This window comes from Gottschalkia acidurici 9a (assembly GCF_000299355.1).
In the GTDB taxonomy this organism is placed as follows: domain Bacteria; phylum Bacillota; class Clostridia; order Tissierellales; family Gottschalkiaceae; genus Gottschalkia; species Gottschalkia acidurici.
On record NC_018664.1, the window covers coordinates 3,076,687 to 3,097,998 of the forward strand.

The 21,312-nt window shown below is 31.2% G+C and carries 15 protein-coding genes; 1 reads left to right on the plus strand and 14 read right to left on the minus strand.

Annotated elements, in window-relative coordinates; translation table 11 throughout:
* Positions 1 to 12 precede the first annotated feature (12 nt).
* The 11 genes from fdhF (CURI_RS14695) to CURI_RS14750 all read right to left on the minus strand — a co-directional run bounded on the left by fdhF (CURI_RS14695) (position 13) and on the right by CURI_RS14750 (position 17,621).
* Complete coding sequence (gene fdhF / locus CURI_RS14695; RefSeq protein WP_014969037.1) at positions 13 to 2,661, minus strand: formate dehydrogenase subunit alpha; 2,649 nt, start codon at positions 2,659 to 2,661, stop codon at positions 13 to 15.
* Between the two features lie 183 nt (positions 2,662 to 2,844).
* On the minus strand, positions 2,845 to 5,529 hold the full coding sequence (gene fdhF / locus CURI_RS15505; protein WP_014969038.1) for a formate dehydrogenase subunit alpha: 2,685 nt from the start codon (positions 5,527 to 5,529) through the stop codon (positions 2,845 to 2,847).
* Between the two features lie 24 nt (positions 5,530 to 5,553).
* Positions 5,554 to 6,516, minus strand: a complete 963-nt coding sequence (locus tag CURI_RS14710; RefSeq protein ID WP_014969039.1) for an NADH-quinone oxidoreductase subunit G — start codon at positions 6,514 to 6,516, stop codon at positions 5,554 to 5,556.
* 141 nt (positions 6,517 to 6,657) lie between these two features.
* Entirely contained in the window at positions 6,658 to 8,538 is a 1,881-nt protein-coding gene (gene nuoF / locus CURI_RS14715) for an NADH-quinone oxidoreductase subunit NuoF (RefSeq protein WP_014969040.1), read from the minus strand.
* A gap of 32 nt (positions 8,539 to 8,570) precedes the next feature.
* Complete coding sequence (locus CURI_RS14720; RefSeq protein WP_014969041.1) at positions 8,571 to 9,065, minus strand: NADH-quinone oxidoreductase subunit NuoE family protein; 495 nt, start codon at positions 9,063 to 9,065, stop codon at positions 8,571 to 8,573.
* Positions 9,066 to 9,497: 432 nt separating this feature from the next.
* Positions 9,498 to 10,385 carry a PhzF family phenazine biosynthesis protein gene (locus CURI_RS14725; protein WP_014969042.1) on the minus strand — a complete coding sequence of 296 codons (888 nt, stop codon included), beginning with the start codon at positions 10,383 to 10,385 and terminating at the stop codon, positions 9,498 to 9,500.
* A gap of 54 nt (positions 10,386 to 10,439) precedes the next feature.
* On the minus strand, positions 10,440 to 11,225 hold the full coding sequence (locus CURI_RS14730) for a ParB/RepB/Spo0J family partition protein (RefSeq protein ID WP_014969043.1): 786 nt from the start codon (positions 11,223 to 11,225) through the stop codon (positions 10,440 to 10,442).
* Positions 11,226 to 11,360: 135 nt separating this feature from the next.
* Complete coding sequence (noc, locus tag CURI_RS14735) at positions 11,361 to 12,209, minus strand: nucleoid occlusion protein (protein WP_014969044.1); 849 nt, start codon at positions 12,207 to 12,209, stop codon at positions 11,361 to 11,363.
* 88 nt (positions 12,210 to 12,297) lie between these two features.
* Entirely contained in the window at positions 12,298 to 13,014 is a 717-nt protein-coding gene (gene rsmG, locus CURI_RS14740; protein WP_014969045.1) for a 16S rRNA (guanine(527)-N(7))-methyltransferase RsmG, read from the minus strand.
* Between the two features lie 265 nt (positions 13,015 to 13,279).
* Positions 13,280 to 16,384, minus strand: a complete 3,105-nt coding sequence (locus tag CURI_RS14745) for an efflux RND transporter permease subunit (RefSeq protein WP_014969046.1) — start codon at positions 16,382 to 16,384, stop codon at positions 13,280 to 13,282.
* Between the two features lie 7 nt (positions 16,385 to 16,391).
* Positions 16,392 to 17,621: an efflux RND transporter periplasmic adaptor subunit gene (locus tag CURI_RS14750; RefSeq protein WP_014969047.1), complete on the minus strand. Its 1,230-nt coding sequence runs from the start codon at positions 17,619 to 17,621 to the stop codon at positions 16,392 to 16,394.
* Positions 17,622 to 17,840: 219 nt separating this feature from the next.
* Here CURI_RS14750 and CURI_RS14755 point away from each other — a divergent pair, with 219 nt between their 5' ends.
* The gene (locus CURI_RS14755) at positions 17,841 to 18,443 is read left to right on the plus strand and encodes a TetR/AcrR family transcriptional regulator (protein ID WP_014969048.1); all 603 of its coding nucleotides are present in this window, start codon (positions 17,841 to 17,843) and stop codon (positions 18,441 to 18,443) included.
* A 141-nt stretch (positions 18,444 to 18,584) separates the two neighbouring features.
* Here CURI_RS14755 and CURI_RS14760 read toward each other — a convergent pair whose 3' ends face one another.
* Genes CURI_RS14760 through CURI_RS14770 form a run of 3 tightly spaced genes read right to left on the minus strand, consistent with a single transcriptional unit; the run spans position 18,585 to position 21,247 of the window.
* Complete coding sequence (locus CURI_RS14760) at positions 18,585 to 18,776, minus strand: Hsp20 family protein (protein ID WP_014969049.1); 192 nt, start codon at positions 18,774 to 18,776, stop codon at positions 18,585 to 18,587.
* 28 nt (positions 18,777 to 18,804) lie between these two features.
* A complete protein-coding gene (mnmG, locus tag CURI_RS14765) occupies positions 18,805 to 20,691 on the minus strand; it encodes a tRNA uridine-5-carboxymethylaminomethyl(34) synthesis enzyme MnmG (protein WP_014969050.1) in 1,887 nt (628 codons plus the stop codon).
* Between the two features lie 28 nt (positions 20,692 to 20,719).
* Positions 20,720 to 21,247, minus strand: a complete 528-nt coding sequence (locus CURI_RS14770; protein WP_014969051.1) for a GNAT family N-acetyltransferase — start codon at positions 21,245 to 21,247, stop codon at positions 20,720 to 20,722.
* Between the last annotated feature and the right edge of the window lie 65 nt (positions 21,248 to 21,312).

A 21,312-nucleotide genomic window follows, 5' to 3' on the forward strand; every position in this document is an offset into this window, starting at 1 on the left:
AGTAGCCCCTCTCTAGCTTATTTTCTCTATTTTAACTGCTGCAACCTTAAGTTCTGGTATTTTAGCAGCAGAATCAATTTTAGGATTAGTAAGATAATTTGCAGCGCCCTCTGCAAAATGAAATGGTATAAATACTACACCTTCTTCTACTATATCTGTTACTTTAGCCTTGACATCTATTGTACCTCTTCTTGATGTCACTTTAACAAATTCACCATCTTTGATTCCTAGTTTATTTGCTGTTATTTCACTTATCTCTATATACGATTCTGGTACCTTTTCATTTAACTTTTCTACTCTTCCAGTCATGGTTCTAGTATGATACTGATAAAGTACTCTACCTGTAGTTAGTATATATGGATATTCACTATCAGCAGTTTCAGCACTACCTACATGATGAACCGGGAAAAATAATCCCCTTCCTCTAGCTATAGCATCTTTATATAGATACTTAGTTCCAGGGTGATCTTTATCTAGGCAAGGCCATTGTAGTCCTTCAGTTTCTATCCTATCATAGCTTATACCACCATATTGTGGTGTTAAACTAGCTATTTCATCCATTACTTCTGAAACATTTCTATATCTTTTAGTATATCCTAGTCTATTCATAATCTCTATTAGTATCTGCCAGTCTGGTTTAGAGTCTCCTATTGATTCAATAGCTCTTCTTACTCTTTGGACTCTTCTTTCTGTATTTGTAAATGTTCCATCCTTCTCAGCAAAAGAAGCTGCCGGTAAAACAACATCTGCAAATTCAGCAGTTTCAGTTAAAAATATATCCTGAACAATCAAAAAATCAAGCTTTTCTAACGCATGCTTAACATGGTTTATATCTGGATCCGATATCATAGGATTTTCTCCCATTATATATAGCAGTTTAGCATTTTCAAGTATTTCTGCCATAGTCATCCCTACTTCTCTTGGTAAACTAACACCCCAAGCTTTTTCAAACTTATCAGCTATTTCTTCTTTAAACACTTTCTGATATCCTGGTAAGTCTGATGGTAATCCACCCATATCACAAGCACCCTGAACGTTATTTTGTCCACGAAGTGGATTTACACCTGCATTTTCTTTGCCTATGTTTCCACACATAAGTGCTAAGTTCGATACTGCCATTACCATATTGGTTCCTGATGTGTGTTGAGTTATACCCATTGCATAATATATTCCTGCTTTATCTGACTCTGCATATATTCTGGCTGCTTTTATAATATCATCTTTATCTACGCCACATACTTCTGCTACCTTTTCAGGTGTATAATCTCTAACTACTTCTTTAACTTCTTCAAAGTTTTCAGTTCTTTTATCTATATAATCCTTATCATAAAGTTCATTTTCTATTATATAGTTCATCATTCCATTTAAAAGAGCTATATTCGTTCCCGGCTTAAGCTGTAAGAATACATCTGCTTTATCTGCAAGTTCTATTCTTCTAGGATCTGCTACTATTATCTTGGCTCCTTTTTTATTAGCTTGTTTCATTTTAGTCGCTATAACTGGATGATTTTCTGAAGTATTTGAACCTATAATAAATATAACATCTGTATCAAGAACTTCATTTATACTATTAGTCATAGCACCACTTCCAAGTGTAGTTGCAAGTCCAGAGACTGTAGAAGAGTGACAGAGACGTGCGCAATGATCTATATTATTAGTTCCTATAACTGCTCTGAATAACTTCTGAAATAGGTAGTTTTCTTCATTCGTACATCTTGCTGAAGTAAATCCACCTAAAGCATTAGATCCATGCTTTTCTTTAATTTCTTTTATCTTTGAAACTATTAAATTGAATGCTTCATCCCATGAAGCTTCTCTAAATTTGCCTTTTTCCTTTATAAGAGGAGTCTTAAGTCTATCCGGATGATTTATAAACGGATATCCAAATTTACCTTTTACACATACAAGACCATTATTTGATGGACCTTTAGCTGGCTTAGAATCGACTACTGTATTTCCTTTAGTCATTAATTCTAATTGACATCCTACTCCGCAGTATGGGCAAGTCGTTAAAGTACTTTTAGTCTCCCAGACTCTAGCCTTTTCCTTAGATTTAGGCATTAATGCTCCTACTGGACATGCTGATACGCAATTACCACATGAAGCACAAGTAGAATCTCCTATTCCACTTGACACACTTGTTCTAAATCCTCTTTCACCTAAAGCTATAGCTGATGATCCTTGTAGTTCACCACATATCCTAACGCATTTACCACATAAAACACATTTATTTGGATCATAGTGGTAAAAATGATTACTATCATCTATTGGTAACTTTCTCTTTTCACCTTTATAACTGTCTTTTTTAACATCATATTCATAACAGTAATTTTGTAATTTGCATTCTCCTGATTTTCCACAGTTTAAGCAATCATTTGGATGATTTGAGAATAAGAGGTCTAAAACATCTTTTCTTGCTTTCACTACTTTTTCACTATGTGTTTCTATTTTCATACCCTCTTCTACTTTAAGAGAACATGATGTCATAAGGTTTTTTCTTCCCTCAACTTCAACCACACATAATCTACATGAAGAATCTGGTTCTAATCTATCATCATAGCATAAAGTCGGTATATCTATTCCATTTTCTTGGCAAGCTTGAAGAACTGTAGTACCTTCATTAACCTTATATTTCTTTCCGTTAATAGTTATATTTATCATATTCTTATTACCCCTATCCTTAGTTATAAAGCTTTAACTTACTCAAAGTAATCTATTATTATTAGGGTGTACTATTTTTAATAAAAAAACACAAGAATTTCATAAATATATCTAAAATATAAAGTTAATCTTTAAGATTAAGATAACTTTGTTCTTATAAAGAACTTATATATTACTTTTACATTAACAACTTTCTTTTAATTTTTCTATTTTTACCGCTGCAACTTTAAGCTCAGGTATCTTAGCTATAGGATCAAGCTCTGTATTAGTTAAATAGTTTGCAGCTCCCTCAGCAAAGTGGAATGGTATAAATACTACATCTTCATCTACTATATCTGTTACTTTAACTGCTATATTTATATTTCCTCTTCTTGAAGTAACTTTAACTACTTCTCCATCTTTTATCCCCATTTTGTTTGCAGTAACCTCGTTTAACTCTATAAATGAGCTTGGTACTTTTTTATTTAATCCATCTACTCTTCCAGTCATAGTTCTAGTGTGATAGTGGTATAATACCCTTCCAGTAGTTAATATGAATGGATATTCTTCACTCTTAGTTTCTGCACTACCTGTATATTCAACTGGGAAGAATAATCCTCTACCTCTAGCTATAGCTTCCTTGTGTAGATACTTAGTACCCGGATGCTCTTTAGTAGGGCAAGGCCATTGGATTCCTTCATCCTCTATTCTTTCATAAGTTATCCCACCATATGATGGTGTAACACTAGCTATTTCATCCATTATTTCAGATGTGTCTAGATATATTTTATTATATCCAGCTTTATTCATTATCTCCATTAAGATTTGCCAGTCTGCTTTAGCATTACCTACTGGTTCTATAGCCTTTCTTACTCTTTGAACTCTTCTTTCTGTATTTGAGAATGTTCCATCTTTTTCTGCAAATGAAGCAGCTGGTAAAACGACATCTGCAAATTCAGCTGTTTCTGTTAAGAATATATCTTGAACTACTAAAAAATCTACACTTTCAAGAGCATGTTGTACGTGTGTTATATCTGGGTCAGATACCATAGGGTTTTCTCCCATGATATATAGGAATCTTATATCTCCAGTTTCAGCACCATGAATCATTTCTGATATAGCTAGTCCTACTTGTCTTGATAAGCTAACTCCCCATGCCTTTTCAAATTTTTCAGCAATTTCTTCTTTAAATACTTTTTGATATCCAGGTAAATCTGATGGTAAACATCCCATATCGCAAGCTCCCTGTACATTGTTTTGTCCACGAAGTGGATTTACGCCTGCATTTTCTTTACCTATATTTCCACACATAAGTGCTAAGTTAGATATTGCAATTACATTGTGAGTACCTGTTGTATGTTGAGTTATACCCATTGCATAGTATATTCCTGCTCTATCTGATTCTGCATAAATTCTAGCAGCTTTAATAATATCATCTTTATTTACTTCACAGATTTCAGCTACCTTTTCAGGTGTATAGTCTTTTACAACTTGTTTAACTTCTTCAAAGTTTTCAGTTCTTTTATCTATATAATCCTTATCATAAAGTTCATTTTCTATTATATAGTTCATCATTCCATTTAAAAGAGCTATGTTTGTTCCTGGTTTGATTTGTAAGAATACATCAGCTTGATCTGCTAACTCTATTCTCCTAGGATCTGCTACTATTATTTTAGCTCCTTTTTTCTTCGCTTGTTTCATTTGAGTTCCTATAACTGGATGATTCTCTGTAGTGTTTGAACCAATAACAAATAAAACATCATTATCTACTGTTTCTCTAACGCTATTAGTCATAGCTCCACTTCCAAGTGTAGTTGCAAGACCTGCAACTGTAGAAGCATGTCAGAGTCGAGCACAGTGATCTACATTGTTTGTCCCAATTACTGCCCTAAATAATTTTTGGAATAAATAATTCTCTTCATTTGTACATCTTGCTGAAGAAAATCCTCCAAAAGCATCTGCTCCATAGTTTTCTTTAGTTTCTTTTATTTTTGAAGCTATAAGTGAAATAGCCTCGTTCCAAGAAGCCTCTTCCAATACTCCATTTTTTCTGATAAGTGGATTTTTAAGTCTATCTGGATGATTAATAAAAGGATATCCAAATTTACCTTTTACACATAATAGACCATCATTAGGCTTTCCATTAACAGGTTGTACACCCACGATTTTACCATTGGTTGATATAAGTTCAAATTGACAACCTACTCCACAGTATGAACAAGTAGTTTTTGTTCTTTTAGTATCCCAATGTCTAAAGTTTTCTCTAGTTTTAGGAGTAAGAGCTCCTACTGGGCATACTGATACACAGTTACCACAAGATACACAAGTAGAGTTTTCTAATCCTTTTCTAAAAGGTGTACTAACTAAAGAATCAAATCCTCTTTCATCTATAGTTATTGCATTTGTACATTGTAGTTCATTACAAACTCTAACACATTTACCACAAAGGATACATTTGTTAGGGTCATAAAAGTAAAAATGATTACTATCATCGATAGGAAGGCTTCTCTTTTCACCTTTATATCCTCCTTCAAGGATTCCATACTCATAACAGTAATCTTGTAACTTACATTCTCCAGATTTTTTACAAGTCAAACAATCATTTGGATGATTTGAAAATAATAAGTCTAATACATCTTTTCTAGCACTTACTACTTTTTGACTATCAGTTTGTATTACCATGCCATCATATACTTTAAGTGAACATGAAGTTGGAAGATTTCTCATTCCTTCAACTTCTACCACACATAATCTACAAGATGCATGTGGTTCTAGTCTTTCATCATGACATAGTGTTGGTATATCTATACCTACTTTTTGGCAAGCTTGAAGTACCGTAATATCTTCCGGTACTTCATAGCCTATGCCGTTGACAATTACTTTTATCATCGGCTATTCTCCTTTCGACTTTTATTATTTCTCATCTACAGGTTTTTGTTCTTCTAGTTTGTTTAGTTTTTCCATAACTTCGCTTAATCCTAAAGCTTCTTTCCAAGATGTTTCTACAAACTTACCATTTGAATCCACATACTCTTTTTTATATGGAGCTTCAGGGTTATCTAAGTTAAGGAATTCAGTAGTTAATCTTCCTTTTAGACATAATGGTCTTCCATAAGCAGGATTCTTTGCTCTTACTGCTACTTTTTTGTTGTTTTTATAAAGAATCTCAAATTCACAACCATATTCACAAACTTTACATCTAAATGGTTCTACTTTACCATCCCATATTCTAGTTTTACCTGTAAGTCTCTTGTCCAGTAGTGCCCCTACTGGACAGACTGTAACACATCTATTACAAGATACACAGCTAGATTCTTCAAAGCTTTGATCAGCATCCGCTGCTACTTTAGTATTAAATCCTCTATTAGCAAGAGTTAATACTTGTCTGTCAGATACTTGTGCACAAGTTCTAACACATTTACCACAAAGGATACACTTAGATTCATCTTTTAATATATATGGGCTAGATGTGTCTACAACTGCTTCTTTATATGCACCATCATGGTCTCTAAATTTAACTTCATATCTATAAGCATATTTTTGTAATGCACATTCTCCTGCTTTTTGGCAAGTTAAGCAGTCATTTGGATGGTTATCTAAAAGTAATTGTAGTATTTCTTTTCTTGCTTTAACTACTTTTTCACTTTCAGTATGAACTACTGAATCTTCTGTTACTAGTATTGAACAAGAAGTCTGTAGTTTTGGATTTCCTTCAACTTCTACAACACATATTCTACATGCTGACACTATTTCTAAATTTGGGTCATAGCATAGTCTCGGGATTTCTATTCCAAGCTTTTGAGCTGCTTGAAGTATAGTATAATTCTCTGGTACTGTTACTTTTCGTCCATCTATCGTAAGAGTTATGTTTCTCATTTTTATCCCCCTATTCTTATTTTTAGCGTTATTCTATAAAATACATTTCGTTTCTTTCATGATAGTATTACGTCTTTTATAAAATTAGGGATATATATTTCAATACCCCTATTTTTATAAACTAGCTTTTATTATAATCTACTATCTTTTTATTACTGCATTTACAGGACATACATCTGCACATGCACCACATTTAACACATGCTGATGTGTTTATAACGTGTCTTTCTTTTACTTTTCCATCAATGCATGATGCTGGACATTGTCTAGCACACTTAGTACATCCAATACATTTATCTGTTATATAGAACTCTAGTAAAGATTGACATGCGCCTGCTGGACATTTCTTATCTTTAACGTGAGCTTCATATTCATCTCTAAAGTATTTTAGTGTAGATAATACTGGGTTTGGAGCTGTTTGACCTAATCCGCATAATGAAGATGATTTTATAGTTTCTGCTAAACTTTCTAATCTATCTAAGTCTTCCATTTCTCCTTTTCCATCAGTAATTTTTTCTAGTAACTCTAACATTCTCTTAGTACCTTCACGACATGGAGTACATTTACCACAAGACTCTTCAACAGTAAAGTCTAAGAAGAATCTAGCTATATCTACCATACAAGTGTCTTCGTCCATTACAATCATTCCACCTGATCCCATCATAGATCCAAGTTCATTTAATGTCGCGAAATCTATTTCAGTATCTATATAGTCAGCAGTAATACATCCACCTGAAGGTCCTCCAGTTTGAACTGCTTTGAATTGTTTTCCATCTGGTATTCCTCCACCAACGTCATATATAACTTCTCTTAGAGTAGTTCCCATTGGAATTTCAACTAATCCTGTGTTGTTTATTTTACCACCAAGGGCAAATACTTTAGTTCCTGGTGAATCTTTAGTACCAAAGCTTGTAAACCAGTCTGCTCCTTTTAATATAATTTGAGGAACATTTGCATAAGTTTCAACGTTATTGATTAAAGTCGGTTTATCCCATAATCCTTTGTTTGCTGGGAATGGTGGTTTATTTCTTGGCATACCTCTTTGTCCTTCGATAGAAGCTATTAGTGCTGTCTCTTCACCACATACGAATGCACCTGCACCAAGTCTTATTTCCATATCAAAGTTAAATCCTGTACCAAATATATCTTTTCCTAATAATCCTTTTGCTTTAGCTTCGTCAATAGCTATTTGAAGTCTCTTAACAGCTATAGGATACTCTGCTCTTACATATACATATCCTTGATCTGATCCAATAGCATATCCAGCTAGTGCCATTGCCTCTATAACTGAGTGAGGGTCCCCCTCAAGTATACTTCTATCCATGAATGCTCCTGGGTCTCCCTCGTCAGCATTACATAACACATATTTTTGGTCTCCTGTTGCTTTAGCTGTAAATTCCCATTTAAGGCCTGTAGGGAATCCACCGCCTCCTCTACCTTTTAATCCTGATTTTTTCATAGTTTCTATAACATCTTCAGGTTTCATTTCTGTTAAAGCTTTGTGAAGAGCAAAATATCCATCATGTGATATATATTCATCTATACATTCTGGATTTATAAGTCCACAGTTCTTTAAAGAAACTCTTTTTTGTTTTGCATAGAATGCAACTTCACTTATAGCTTTGATTTTATCTCCGTCTATAGAACCTTTATAAAGAAGTTCTTTTATTACATTATTATTTATAAGATCTTCTTCTACAATTTGATCTACATCTTCTACTTTTATATGGCTATAAAAAGTACCTCCTGGATATACTACTACTATAGGGCCTGCTTCACATAACCCAAAGCATCCTGTTCTTACAACATTTACTTCATCTTGAATACCTTTTTCTTTTAATAATTCTTGGAATCTTTCTTCTATTTTATCCGATTTAGATGAAGTACATCCTGTACCACGACATAATAGAATTTGCTTTCTATATGTGCTCTCTATTTTTTCTCCACCTTCTATATCTCCTCTTAAAGATACTTTTGGTAGAGTTTCTTCTTTAATTTTCTTTAAATCGTTAATAGTTATCATGAAAGTGCACCTCCAACCAAATTTTTATATTTCTAGTTATCATTCTTATATTTTTCTAGTATACCTTTTACATCTTCTGCCTTAAGTCTACCGTAAACTTCTTCATTTACAGACAGAACTGGAGCTAGTCCACATGCACCTATACATCTAGTTGCAATTAGTGAGAATTTTCTATCACTAGTAGTTTTACCAACTTCTAATTTAAGATCTTTCTTTATCTCATCTATTAAAGCTTGAGCACCTTTAACATAGCAAGCTGTACCTAGGCAAACCCCTATTTCATATTTACCTTTTGGTATTAAAGTAAATTGTGAGTAGAATGTTATTACTCCGTATATCTCAGCTAATGGTATATTAAGACCTTCTGAGATTATTCTCTGAACTTCAATTGGTAAATATCCGAATAAATGTTGTGCTTCATGTAGAACTGGCATTAATGCACCTTTTTTATTCTTGTTTTCATTAATTACATACTTAAGTTGCTTAATGTTTTCTTCATTTTCTTCCCAGTCAAATATAAATTCCATTTGTTAACCTCCTTAAATATAGTAACTATATATAATTTATATAGATTATATTCTACAAATATATATTTGTAGAATATTTAACACATGTCCTAAAAATATATATTGTTTTTATAATAAAATAATATATATTTATAAATATATATTTGTGTTTCGACTCTTTTTTACTTTCTACACTTCTAAGTTTAATACGTGATATGGTCGATTGTCAATGTATGTTATTTATTATACAATGATGTTGTTCTTATAAATAAACATAATTTTCTTTTGGAACGTTTAGATTTGCCTGACTGTATTTTTTTTGAATATAAGTAAATATAGTTCATGTAAATTGTGGACATGATACCTATATATTACTTAATATATTAATCTAATCATAAAAAAAGACGTGAGATCACTTAAATTATTATCTCACATCTTTCGCTTAGTTACCATCTACCCAAAAGTCACTACCCCTTCTAGGTATATACTGGCTCTTCCTGCGATTTTCATAGGGAATCCCTCTTTACCTTCTATAATTTCACAATGAATATAATTATGTCTATTTGTAAAGGATTTATCTCGATATATAATATTGTCTTTATTCAATAGTTTGTTTTTCTTTATATAATATATTAGTCCGGAGCTTGTATCTTCATTTACACAGTCTTCACTTCTCATAAATTCAAAGTTCTTATAATTAATTATCTCATTCTCATCTATTGAAAATACATGTATTTTATCTAAATCACTCATCCCAATACTATTTTTTAACTTATTCATATTCAAAGTTAAATTGTCTATTATATCATTGCTTCTTACCGGTATAATCATGTCTTTTATTCCAGTAAAGAGTATTTCAGGCTTCAGATTCATTGTTCCTATACCAATATCTTCTTTATTAATGTTTAATATAGAACTTAGTTCTTCTAAATTAGAATACTGTCCTAGTGATATTGGTCTATCTTCATATAACTCTACTTTTTCTACTTGCCAATCCTTAAAATAAATATCTATAGGTTTTTTACCTACCTTAGAACATTGATATACTCTCACTACCCCATTCTTTACCCCTTTTATATAACCTCTCTGCGCAAGAGCATAAAAAGAAGCTACGCTTCCACAATCACAGAAAGTTATTTCTTCTTCAGGAGTAAAAAATCTTATAGTATAGCATTCATCATCATTTTTAGTAACAAATGCAATCTTATCTAGATTAGTTATTTTAACTATTCTCTTCATATCTTCTTCAGTTAAATTGCTAGCATCAGGGACTATTCCAGTTGGACTTCCCTCAAATAGTTCGTCTGTAAAAGCGTTTGCTTGATACATTATTATCTGCACTTGACAACACTCCTTAATCTGATAGGGTATTTTATTATGTTCCACGTAAAACAATTATTTAGATATCAGTTCTATAATTCTATCAAGTTCCTCGTCGCTATAGTATTCTATCTCTATTTTACCTTTGTTCTTACCCTTGACTATTTGAACCTTTGTTCCAAGACTTTCTCTAAGAGCTTGCTCTATATCTGATATTACAGGATCTATTTCTTTTAAACTATATACTTTTTCTTTTTCACAATTTAGTTCTTTAACTAATTTTTCTGTTTCTCTTACACTTAAATCTTTTTCAACTATTAATCTAGCTAGCATTACTTGTTTTTTTATATCTTTAAGTCCTAGTATTGCTCTTCCATGTCCGCTAGTTATTTCTTCATTCATTAAAAGATCTATTACTTCGCTCTCTAAATTTAAAAGTCTTATGGTATTTGCCACATATGGTCTACTTTTTCCTAATAACTTTCCTATCTTCTCTTGTGTTAATTTATGTTGATCTATAAGTTCTTTAAAAGCTAGACCTTCTTCTATAGGATTTAAATTCTCTCTTTGAATGTTTTCTACTAAAGCTATCTGCGCTACTTCTAACTCTTCTATATTCTTTACTATAGATGGTATCTTAGTTAATCCCGATACTCTAGCAGCTCTCCATCTTCTCTCCCCCGCTATTATCTCATACCCATTTTCCTTTTGTCTAACTATTATCGGTTGAATTACACCATGGTTCTTTATGGAATCTGAGAGACTATCAATCGCTTCTTTATCAAATTTTTTTCTTGGCTGATCTTTATTAGGACTAATCGAATAAATATCTAGATAGACTACCTCATCCTTTATATTCATCTATATCACCTTTCCAATTCATGCGAATATTTTACATATATACTATTATAGAGTAATCCTAATATATTTTAAAGATAACAAAAAACACTATCAATATTATTAACTTCAAAAAATACTGATAGTGCTTGTCCAGTTCTAGTTTTTAGGTATTTTTACCTTAACCTCTATAAAGTCACCCATATCTTTTTGTTCATACTCAGCTTCTACCCCACTATCTTTTATAGCTGTATATGCATTTTTAAGTGTATTTAAATATATCCTAAAGTTAATTAAGTTTTTTATTTTCTGTTTACTTTTATGTTCAGTTTCCTTTTGTTTAGTTATATCTTCTAATAAATCACTTATTAGGTTCTCTGTCCTTTTAACTGTTAACTCATTTTGTATTACTTTTTTTAAAACAGACTTTTGCAAGCTTTCATCAGGAAGTCTTAATAGTGCTCTAGCATGTCTTTCAGTTAGCGAATTATCTATTATATCTTTTTTTATGCTCTCAGATAATCTAAGTATTCTTAATTTGTTTGCAATAGTAGACTGACTTTTTCCTAACTGTTCTGCTAATTCCTGCTGTGTAAATCCATGGTCATTTATTAAGTTGTAGTAACCTTCGGATTCCTCTATAAAGTTTAGGTCTTCTCTTTGTAAGTTCTCTAAAAGAGCCAACATAGCTGAATCTTTATCTTTAACATCTACTATTACTGCTGGTATACTTTCTATTTGTGCTAGTTCAGTTGCTCTTAATCTTCTTTCCCCTGCTATAAGTTCATAGTTTTGATCTGATACTTTTCTTACACTAATAGGCTGCAATATTCCAAATGTTTTTATAGATTGACTTAATTCCTCTAGTGATCTTCTAGCAAAAACTTTTCTAGGTTGATAAGGGTTTGGTTTTATTTGTCCTATTGGAATGTAAGTTATTTCACTATTCAAGTTTCCCATTACATCAATCCTCTCCCGAAGTACTTCTTCCCCAAAAACTCTTATCATATAAAATTCTCCAAAAATGTCTGTCTTCCTTCTATAAAACTTAAAAACATTAATTTTCGTTTTACATTTTATATTGTTTTCTCGGATTTTATAACGGATTTTTCTTAGGTTTGCCCCCACCTCTTGGATATTTTGTCGGAGTATGGCTTATTTTTTTTATAATTAACAAATTATGTGTTATATCACTAGATGGAAGCTTAATATCTATTTTATCTTCAATTTTTCCACCTAAAAGTTTTATAGCATTCTCTGAACCCTTTATTTCCTCTTCTACCTCTGGACCCTTCATAGCTATAAAGTAGCCTCCTACTTTTACAAAAGGAAGACAATATTCACTTAATATATTAAGTGAAGCAACTGCTCTTGAAGTTGCTATATCAAAAGATTCTCTATATTCTTCTTTTATTCCGTACTCTTCTGCTCTTCCATGAATAGTTCTTATATTTTCTAAACCTAACTTAGATATTACTTCATTTAAGAATATCAATCTCTTGTTTAAGCTATCAAATAGCGTAACATCAGTTCCATCTTCCATTATTTTTATTGGTACACCTGGAAATCCTCCTCCAGTTCCTATGTCTATTATACTTTTACCCTTAATTATCTTTTGAGTTTTGAATATAGTGATACTATCAAGAAAGTGTTTTATATCAACTTCTACATCATCTGTTATAGCTGTTATATTTATTTTTTCATTCCATTCTTGTAATAGTTCTTTGTATAATCTAAATTGTTCTATCTTCTTTTCATTTAACTCTATTCCTAACTCTTTACAACCACTTATAAGTGTGTCCATATTGCTCATTATTTCACTCCTTCGAAACTTTACATCTTTAGATTATTTCATTATATCATAATAATTTAACATAATTAATCAAATCTAGATATATTAACTTATACTTTATACTTATTCTTTAATTTTCATTCTATAAAATATGACTTTAAATATTAAAAATCATCTAGCCTTATGTACTAAACAATTTAGCTAGATGATTTATAATAATCTTTTCTATCAAGTATTTATTAAAAAGTTGAATTCAATGTTAGTTAAAGTAAATCTATTTTAAATTTTATTCCTTTGCTAAAATATTATTGTTTTTTGTCTCTTCATTCTTCTTCTCCTTACTATCAACCATACAATATATTATTGGTACAAGTGTAAGATTAATAATCATTGATACTAGAAGTCCCATCATCATAAGTCTTGCCATCGGTACAAATAATGCATCTCCACCAAATGCAAGAGGAATTAAGCCAAGCACAGTAGTCATAGTGCTCATTAATATAGGTATAAATCTCTTTTTCCCTGCTGACTTACAGGCTTCTTCAGTTGTGGCACCATTTTCTTTTTCATTATTTATAAATTCAATTAAAACAATCGCATTCGCTAAAACACATCCTAATAAACTCGCAATACCAATAAGAGCAAGGAAAGTTAGCTTTTCTCCTGTAAGATATAGTGCCGCAACACCTGCTGTAGCTCCAAATGGAACTGATATAAACACCATAATAGACTTCTTAATTGAATTAAACTGATAAATAAGTATCATAAAGATCAAAAATATCGAAACTAGTGCAGAGCCTCCTATAGACTCTAGTACTTCTAAGAAATCTTTCTTCATTCCTGACTTCTCAAATCTTATACTCTCAGGGAATTCTGTTTCTTCAATCATTTTTTCAAGCTTATTCTGTATAGTAATATCACTATAACCGGAGGTAGCATAACAGCCTACTACTCTTCCTCTTTGTCCATCTAACCTGCTTATTGAACTCATCTCAGAATTAATTCCAACTTCTGAGAATTGCTGTAGATCATATTTGTTTCCTAAAATTGATGACTTTACTTTAAAGTTCTCAAGTCTTTCCTTATTATCTATATCACCTTCAAGAACCACATCATATTCCTTACCATTCTGACGATATGTTGATATATTTCTTCCAATAAGAGCTATACTAATCTCATTTTGTACTTCTGCTTTCATAAGACCAAGAGAATTAAGCTTTTTCGTATCCATATTTATATAATAATTATAGGTTGATATTTCTCTTCCCATATTAACGTTTTTAGTTCCCTTAATACTACTCATAAGTTCAGCTACTTTGTCTGATGCTTCATTAAGATCATCAATATCTTTACCATATATCTTCATCTCAATAGGCTTTGATGTTCCAGCCATGATTCCTAGCTCATCTACAACAATTCTTCCTCCAGATACCTTATCATCAAACTCTTTTTGAAGATATTCAACTATTTCAAATGTATCTTTAAATCTTTTGCTTTTTGATAAGTCTACTCTTACAAATATATCTCCTACATTTTTGAGCTGTGATTTAGGAAGTATTGAATAATCATATCTTGGTACACCTATTCCTACACCTGAAAGATAATATTTTTTCTCTGGCTGTTTATCAAGAATTTTCTGTATTTGATTTACAACATCTTCAGTCTTTTTAATATCATTTTCATTATCTCCAGTTATTTCAATCGTAATAACATCCTTAAATGCCTTCGGTATAACTTGCATATCTATAAATATTATAGAAAGTGAGCATACAATCATAATAGATACAGCTACTAATATCGCTTTCTTCTTGTTTTTAAATGCTAGCTGAAAAACTCTATCATATAATTCTGTAAGTTTTTGAGATCCACCTTTCTTTTTTTCGTTTGACTTTCTAAGGAAAAAGTATGACATAAGTGGTGTTACAAATACAGAAACTATAAACGATGAAACAAGACAAACTATAATCACAATAGGTAAGCTAGAAATAAGTTGTTTATATGCCCCTGAAAGAGTCATCAGTGATAAAAAAGCTGAAACTGTTGTTAGCATAGATATGAATACTGGAACAATAACATCATTTGTCCCTTTTACAACAGCACTAATTCTGTCTCCACTTTCATCATTGTCTAATCTAGTTTGTATTGAGTCACTAACCACAATGGCATTGTCCACCATCATACCAAGTACAACAATCAGAGCTGCTAATGAAACAAATTGTATATCAATACCTATAAATTTCATAACTATAAAGTTCATAAGTATAATCAAAGGTATTGCTATAGATACAACAATAGCATTTCTTAGATTCATTCCTATCATTAATACAACAAGTACAAGAACTATTGCCTCAATAAGATTTATTACAAATCCATTGACAGCTTCACCTACTACATCAGGTTGAAAGTATACTTCCTCTACTTTTATATTATCCGGTAAAGTTTTCTTAAAATCATTTATTGTATCTCGTATGGAGTCACCAAAGCTCACAACATTTATACCACTCTTAAAGTAAAGTGATATTACATTAGCATCTTTTTTATTGTACATAAATTTTGATGAATCGTCTGGAACTTTGATTTCTACATTTGCAATATCAGATAGTTTACTAATAGCACCTGTATCTGATGATCCTATTACAATATTTTTAATTTCTTCAATGCTTTCAAATTTACCACTAGAAGTCACAGTTATAACACTATCGTCAACATCAATAGCTCCTGTTGGTATCATACTGTTTTGTGCAGAAATAACTTTTGACAATTCTGCTAGGGATAATCCTAAATTATTTAATTTATCACTATCAACCTTTATAGATACTTCTGACTCTTGTTTTCCTGAAACATCAACCTTTTTTACTCCATCAATAATTTTTAATCTATCTTTTAATTCATCGGTTCTCTGAGCTAACTCGTCTCCTGAAACGCCTTCTCCTGATACTGCAAGTATAAGACCTGCAGTATCCATAACTTCAGTGTCCACAGATACCTTTGTAACTCCATCAGGTAAAGAAGGAGTAATATCATTTATTTTTCGGCGTAATTTATCAAAACTGTCATCTACCTCTTCTTGACTCATATTCATATCAAGTTTTACCATAACAGCACTTACATTATTAAAAGTCTGTGATGAACAAGAATCAAAACCGTCTGACTCCATCGCCACATCTTCAATCTTTTTGGTTACAAGCTCTTCCATATCTTCAGCAGAAGCTCCTGGATAAACAACAGTTACTGTTGCAATAGGAAGAACTACTTCTGGGAAGTGTTGCTTAGGTATTGATATATAAGAAAATAGGCCTCCTATAATTAACATAAACATTATTATTGTTACTAGAAGTCTTTTTTCTATAATTTTATAAACGAAACCTTTATTTTTTTCACTATTAATCACCTTCTCTCTATTTTAAAATTTTAACAGTGTCATTTTCTTTAATTGTCTTTATTCCCTCTTTGATAACAGTTGCATTACTTTCTAGTCCTATAACTCTTACATTGTTTCCTTTTATTTCTCCTAACGAAACTTGTTTTCTCTTTACTAGATTTTTTTCCCCAACGCAGTAAACATAATCTAGTCCATCAATATTAAATACACTCTCTATCGGCACAAAACTTCCATTTTCACTACCTGTAATTACCTTGACTTCTACTGTCTCACCTATTGTAAAACTATCTGAATCAAAAGTGATATCTACCGAATAAGTTCTTGTCTTCTCATCAGGATACTGTGATATGCTATCAACTTTTCCATCTACCTTATCATTAATTTTTATAACACTATCAAGCCTTACTTTATCAATATTTTCTGTTGCAACGCCTATAGTTACTACCATCTGTTTGCTTTTTACTACTACAACAGGATATCCCCCTCCTATAATTTCTCCTTTTTTATAAGGGATCTCCATTACATATCCATCTGAATCAGCGTGAATAGTTGAATCACTTATACTCTTTTGTGTTTGACTTTGAGATATAGTTGATATATCTACATTTGCCGAAGCAGCATTTATATCACTTTCCTTAGTTTTTTTCAGGTTTTCTAAATTTTCTTTTGCAATATTATAATTACCTAAAAGGTTCTCATACTCTGCTTGTTTAGATTTGTATTCTGCCTTTTTTGCTTCCCACTGTTTTTCAGGTACTGCACCTTCTGCATAAAGCTCTTCATATGCATCTAGACTAGATTTCATTGTATCTACAGCCACCTTTGCTGCACTAATAGAGTTCTCAAGGTTTTTTATATTTGTTTGTGCAGTTTTTATATTTGTATCATAACTTTCATTAGTCTTTTTCAAAGTATTCCTTGCAATATCAATATTATTTTCAATAATTGATGCTGAAAACTCAAGATTTGATGTATCTAGCTTTGCTAGAATGTCTCCCTTTTTTACCTTTTGCCCTTTTTCAACATATATTTCCTCTAGCTTTCCGCCTGAGAGAAAAGCATAGTTTTTTGTTTCTTTTGCTTTGACTATCCCTAAATGTGTAATTCCTTTTAAATAGTTAGATTGTCCCACTTTAGTAACTTTCACATTTTTCTCACTATGTACGGCCTTATCTTTGGTACTACTACACCCTGTAATACTTAATGTAAGTACTGCAATTAAAGCTATTAATTTTTTATTCTTCATTTAAACATCCCCTCCCCTTAATAAACACCTTGTTACTTAAATAGTATATAGAGGTTGTTTTTCACTTTCAATGGTCATAATTCCTAAGTAAGTTACATAAGCAACAACTTCTTATAAATTGTTGCTTAATATTAATGTCCGAGGAAATATTTGCTTACATAGCTACTTGTATTATTTCATTAGTAACTATAAAATAATACACAAGGCGAGGTGAAAATAGTGAAAGAAAAAACAGATTTACGAATCATACGAAGCAAATTTATGATTAGAAAGGCATTTCTTACCCTTTTAGAAGAAAAAGGATATCATAATATTACGGTAACAGATATATCTAAAAAATCTATGATTAATAGAAAGACCTTTTATTCTCATTATGAAACTAAAAGTGCTCTTTATAACGAAATAGTGGATGACACTCTTTCAATGCTTGAACCGTTAACATTATTAAAAAAAGGTCATGATATAAAAGACGACTTTCAAATAACTCAGGTTATTAAAATTCTTGATAATGTAAAGAAGCAGAGGCTTGTATTTAAAATACTTATGGAAGACACAACAAGTAATGATTTCTCACATAAATTAAAAGCTACTTTATCAAATATTCTAGTCAACAATATAAATATTTCTATCACAGCTGAACAAACAGGTATACCTCTTGAATTATTGAAAAATGTGTACTCTTCGATATTTATTGAAATTATAAAGTGGTGGATATATCAAAATAATGTATCATCATCTGATGCAGCTAATAAGATGTTCTCTATCTTTTCTAAAAATATTTTACTTATGCTTGATGTAAAAGACATCTATTCTACACATTAAGATAATTTCTATTTTTAAATTTTATTATATATATATAAATAATAAAAAAACAGATGAATTAAAAATTCATCTGTTTTTTTATATTATTATTTTTTCTTATTCTCATTTATTTCTTAAATATATTAAAGCTACATCTTAAATTTAGTGAATATCAATCTTTCTTCCTTTATCTTTTATAGATTCACTTCTTTTTGCACTAATAATTAAATGACTATTATTAAAATCTATATCAATATCTTCTTTTTTAATGATAGGTAAATCTGCTTCTACTAAATAACTTTCGTTCGTTTCTTTTAAATCAACTTTAAAACTTCCATTCTTAGAATTCATCATTGGAAAAGATATTCTAGTATTATATATCTTATTTCCCTAGTCTTCTTTGTTGCTCTAAATATATTAAAAGTACATTTATATCTGCTGGTGAAACACCAGATATCCTAGAAGCTTGACCTACCGACTCTGGTTTTATAGCTGATAGCTTTTGTCTTGCTTCTAATCTTATTCCTTTTACGGCTTCATAATCCATGTCTGGACTTAATTTTTTACTTTCAAGTTTTTTGAACTGTTCTATTTGTTGAATTTGCTTGTCTATATATCCATCATATTTTATTTGAATTTCTACTTGCATTCTAGCTTCTCTATTTAAAGTTGGTCTATCAGTATCTAGTTTTTCTACTATATCATAGTTTAATTCCGGTCTTTTTATTAAGTCATATAATGTTGTAGGTGTCTTTAACTCTGAGGTACCCAGTTCTTTTATAATTTCATTTATTTCCCTACTAGGATTTACTTTAAAATCTTTTAATCGTTTTAGTTCAGACTCAACTGCTTCTTTTTTTTCTAGATACCTTTTATATCTTTCTTCAGTAACTAATCCCACTTTATATCCTTTTTCAGTAAGTCTTAAATCTGCATTATCTTGTCTTAATGTAAGTCTATATTCTGATCTAGAAGTCATCATTCTATATGGTTCATTAGTTCCTTTAGTTACTAAGTCATCTATCAGAACCCCTATATATCCTTCAGATCTATCTAGTATCATAGGGTCTTGTCCATTTAGCTTTAGAACTGCATTAATTCCAGCTACTATTCCTTGAGATGCAGCTTCCTCATATCCTGAAGTTCCATTTATTTGACCTGCAAAAAATAGATTTTCTATTCTCATAGATTCCAGTGTTCTTTTAAGTTCAGTAGGATCTATACAGTCATATTCTATAGCATATGCACTTCTCATTATTTTGACGTCCTCAAGTCCTTCAACACTTTTCATCATCTTAACAAGAACTTCTTCTGGAAGTGTAGATGACATTCCCTGAACATACATTTCATGAGTATCTTTTCCTTCTGGCTCTAAAAATACTTGATGTCTATTTTTATCTGAGAATCTAACTATTTTATCTTCTATAGATGGGCAATATCTAGGACCTATACTATCTACATCTCCAGAATACATTGGGGATTTATGCAGGTTTTCTCTTATGATCTTATGAGTTTCCTCATTAGTGTATGTTAAATAGCAAGATATCTGTTCTATATCTATCTTTTCAGTTAAAAATGAAAATGGTATTATCTCTTCATCTCCTGGTTGCTCTATTACCTTACTAAAATCTACACTTTTTCTATGAATTCTAGCAGGAGTTCCAGTTTTAAACCTTCTCATTTCAAATCCTAAGCCTTTAAGACATTCTGATAATTCATTAGAAGGATATAGTCCATTTGGTCCTCCTTCATAGTTTAAGTCTCCTACAAAAATTCTACCTTTTAAATAGGTTCCTGTACATATTATAACTGAACTAGTGTCGTATCTTGCTCCCATTCTAGTTATCACGCCTGTTACTTTTTCATCTTCAACAAGTATTTCAGTAACTTCTCCTTGTCTTAAATCAAGGTTCTCTTGATTTTCTAGTATATTTTTCATTCTAATCTGATATTCAGACTTATCTGTTTGAGTTCTTAGCGAGTGTACAGCAGGTCCTTTAGCTGTATTCAGCATTCTGCTTTGAATAGTTGTATAGTCTGTGTTTAATCCCATTTCTCCACCTAATGCGTCTACTTCTTTTACTAAGTGTCCTTTACCAGTTCCACCTATCGATGGATTGCAAGCAAGAAGTGCTATTGCATCTAAACTCATTGTTAAAATCAAAGTCTTTTTTCCCATTCTTGCAGTGGCTAGCGCTGCCTCGCATCCTGCATGTCCAGCTCCTATAACTATTACATCATATTTACCATCATAATAACCTTTATTCATAAAGAAAATTTCTTCCTTTCTGTTTTTCTTATATTTTAGTATCTTTTTTAATACTATAAATTAAATGAGGCATTTCTTTTCCCTTATAATACTTTATATATTCACCTTCAACAATCATTCCTAGTTTTTCAGCTACCTTACGTGAATTTATATTTTCAGGTCTAATTTGTGCTATAACCTTTTCTGCACCAAGAGTTTTAAACGCATAATCTATAGAAGCTTTAACTCCTTCTACTGCATAACCTTTGTGCCAATGTTCTTTATTTAAAATATATGCAACACCAATATGACTTTCACTTTCTATATCTTCCACTAGTGGACCTATTAATCCTACTATCTGATTATTTGCCTTTTCTATAGCTAGAAAATAACTATATCCATCTTTTTTATATCGTTCTATATTTTTTTCTATCCATTCCATTACTTCATTATCTGTAAATGCATGTTCCCATGCATACATAACATCTATGTTTTGCAATATCTTACATAGTTCTGGGAAGTCATCATGCATTATATGCCTTAACCTTAACCTTGATGTTTCGATAATATATTTCATATCTCTTATCCCCTTAATTTTTCAAATAGATCCTATATTTATTATTAGTTATATTCATAGTTATA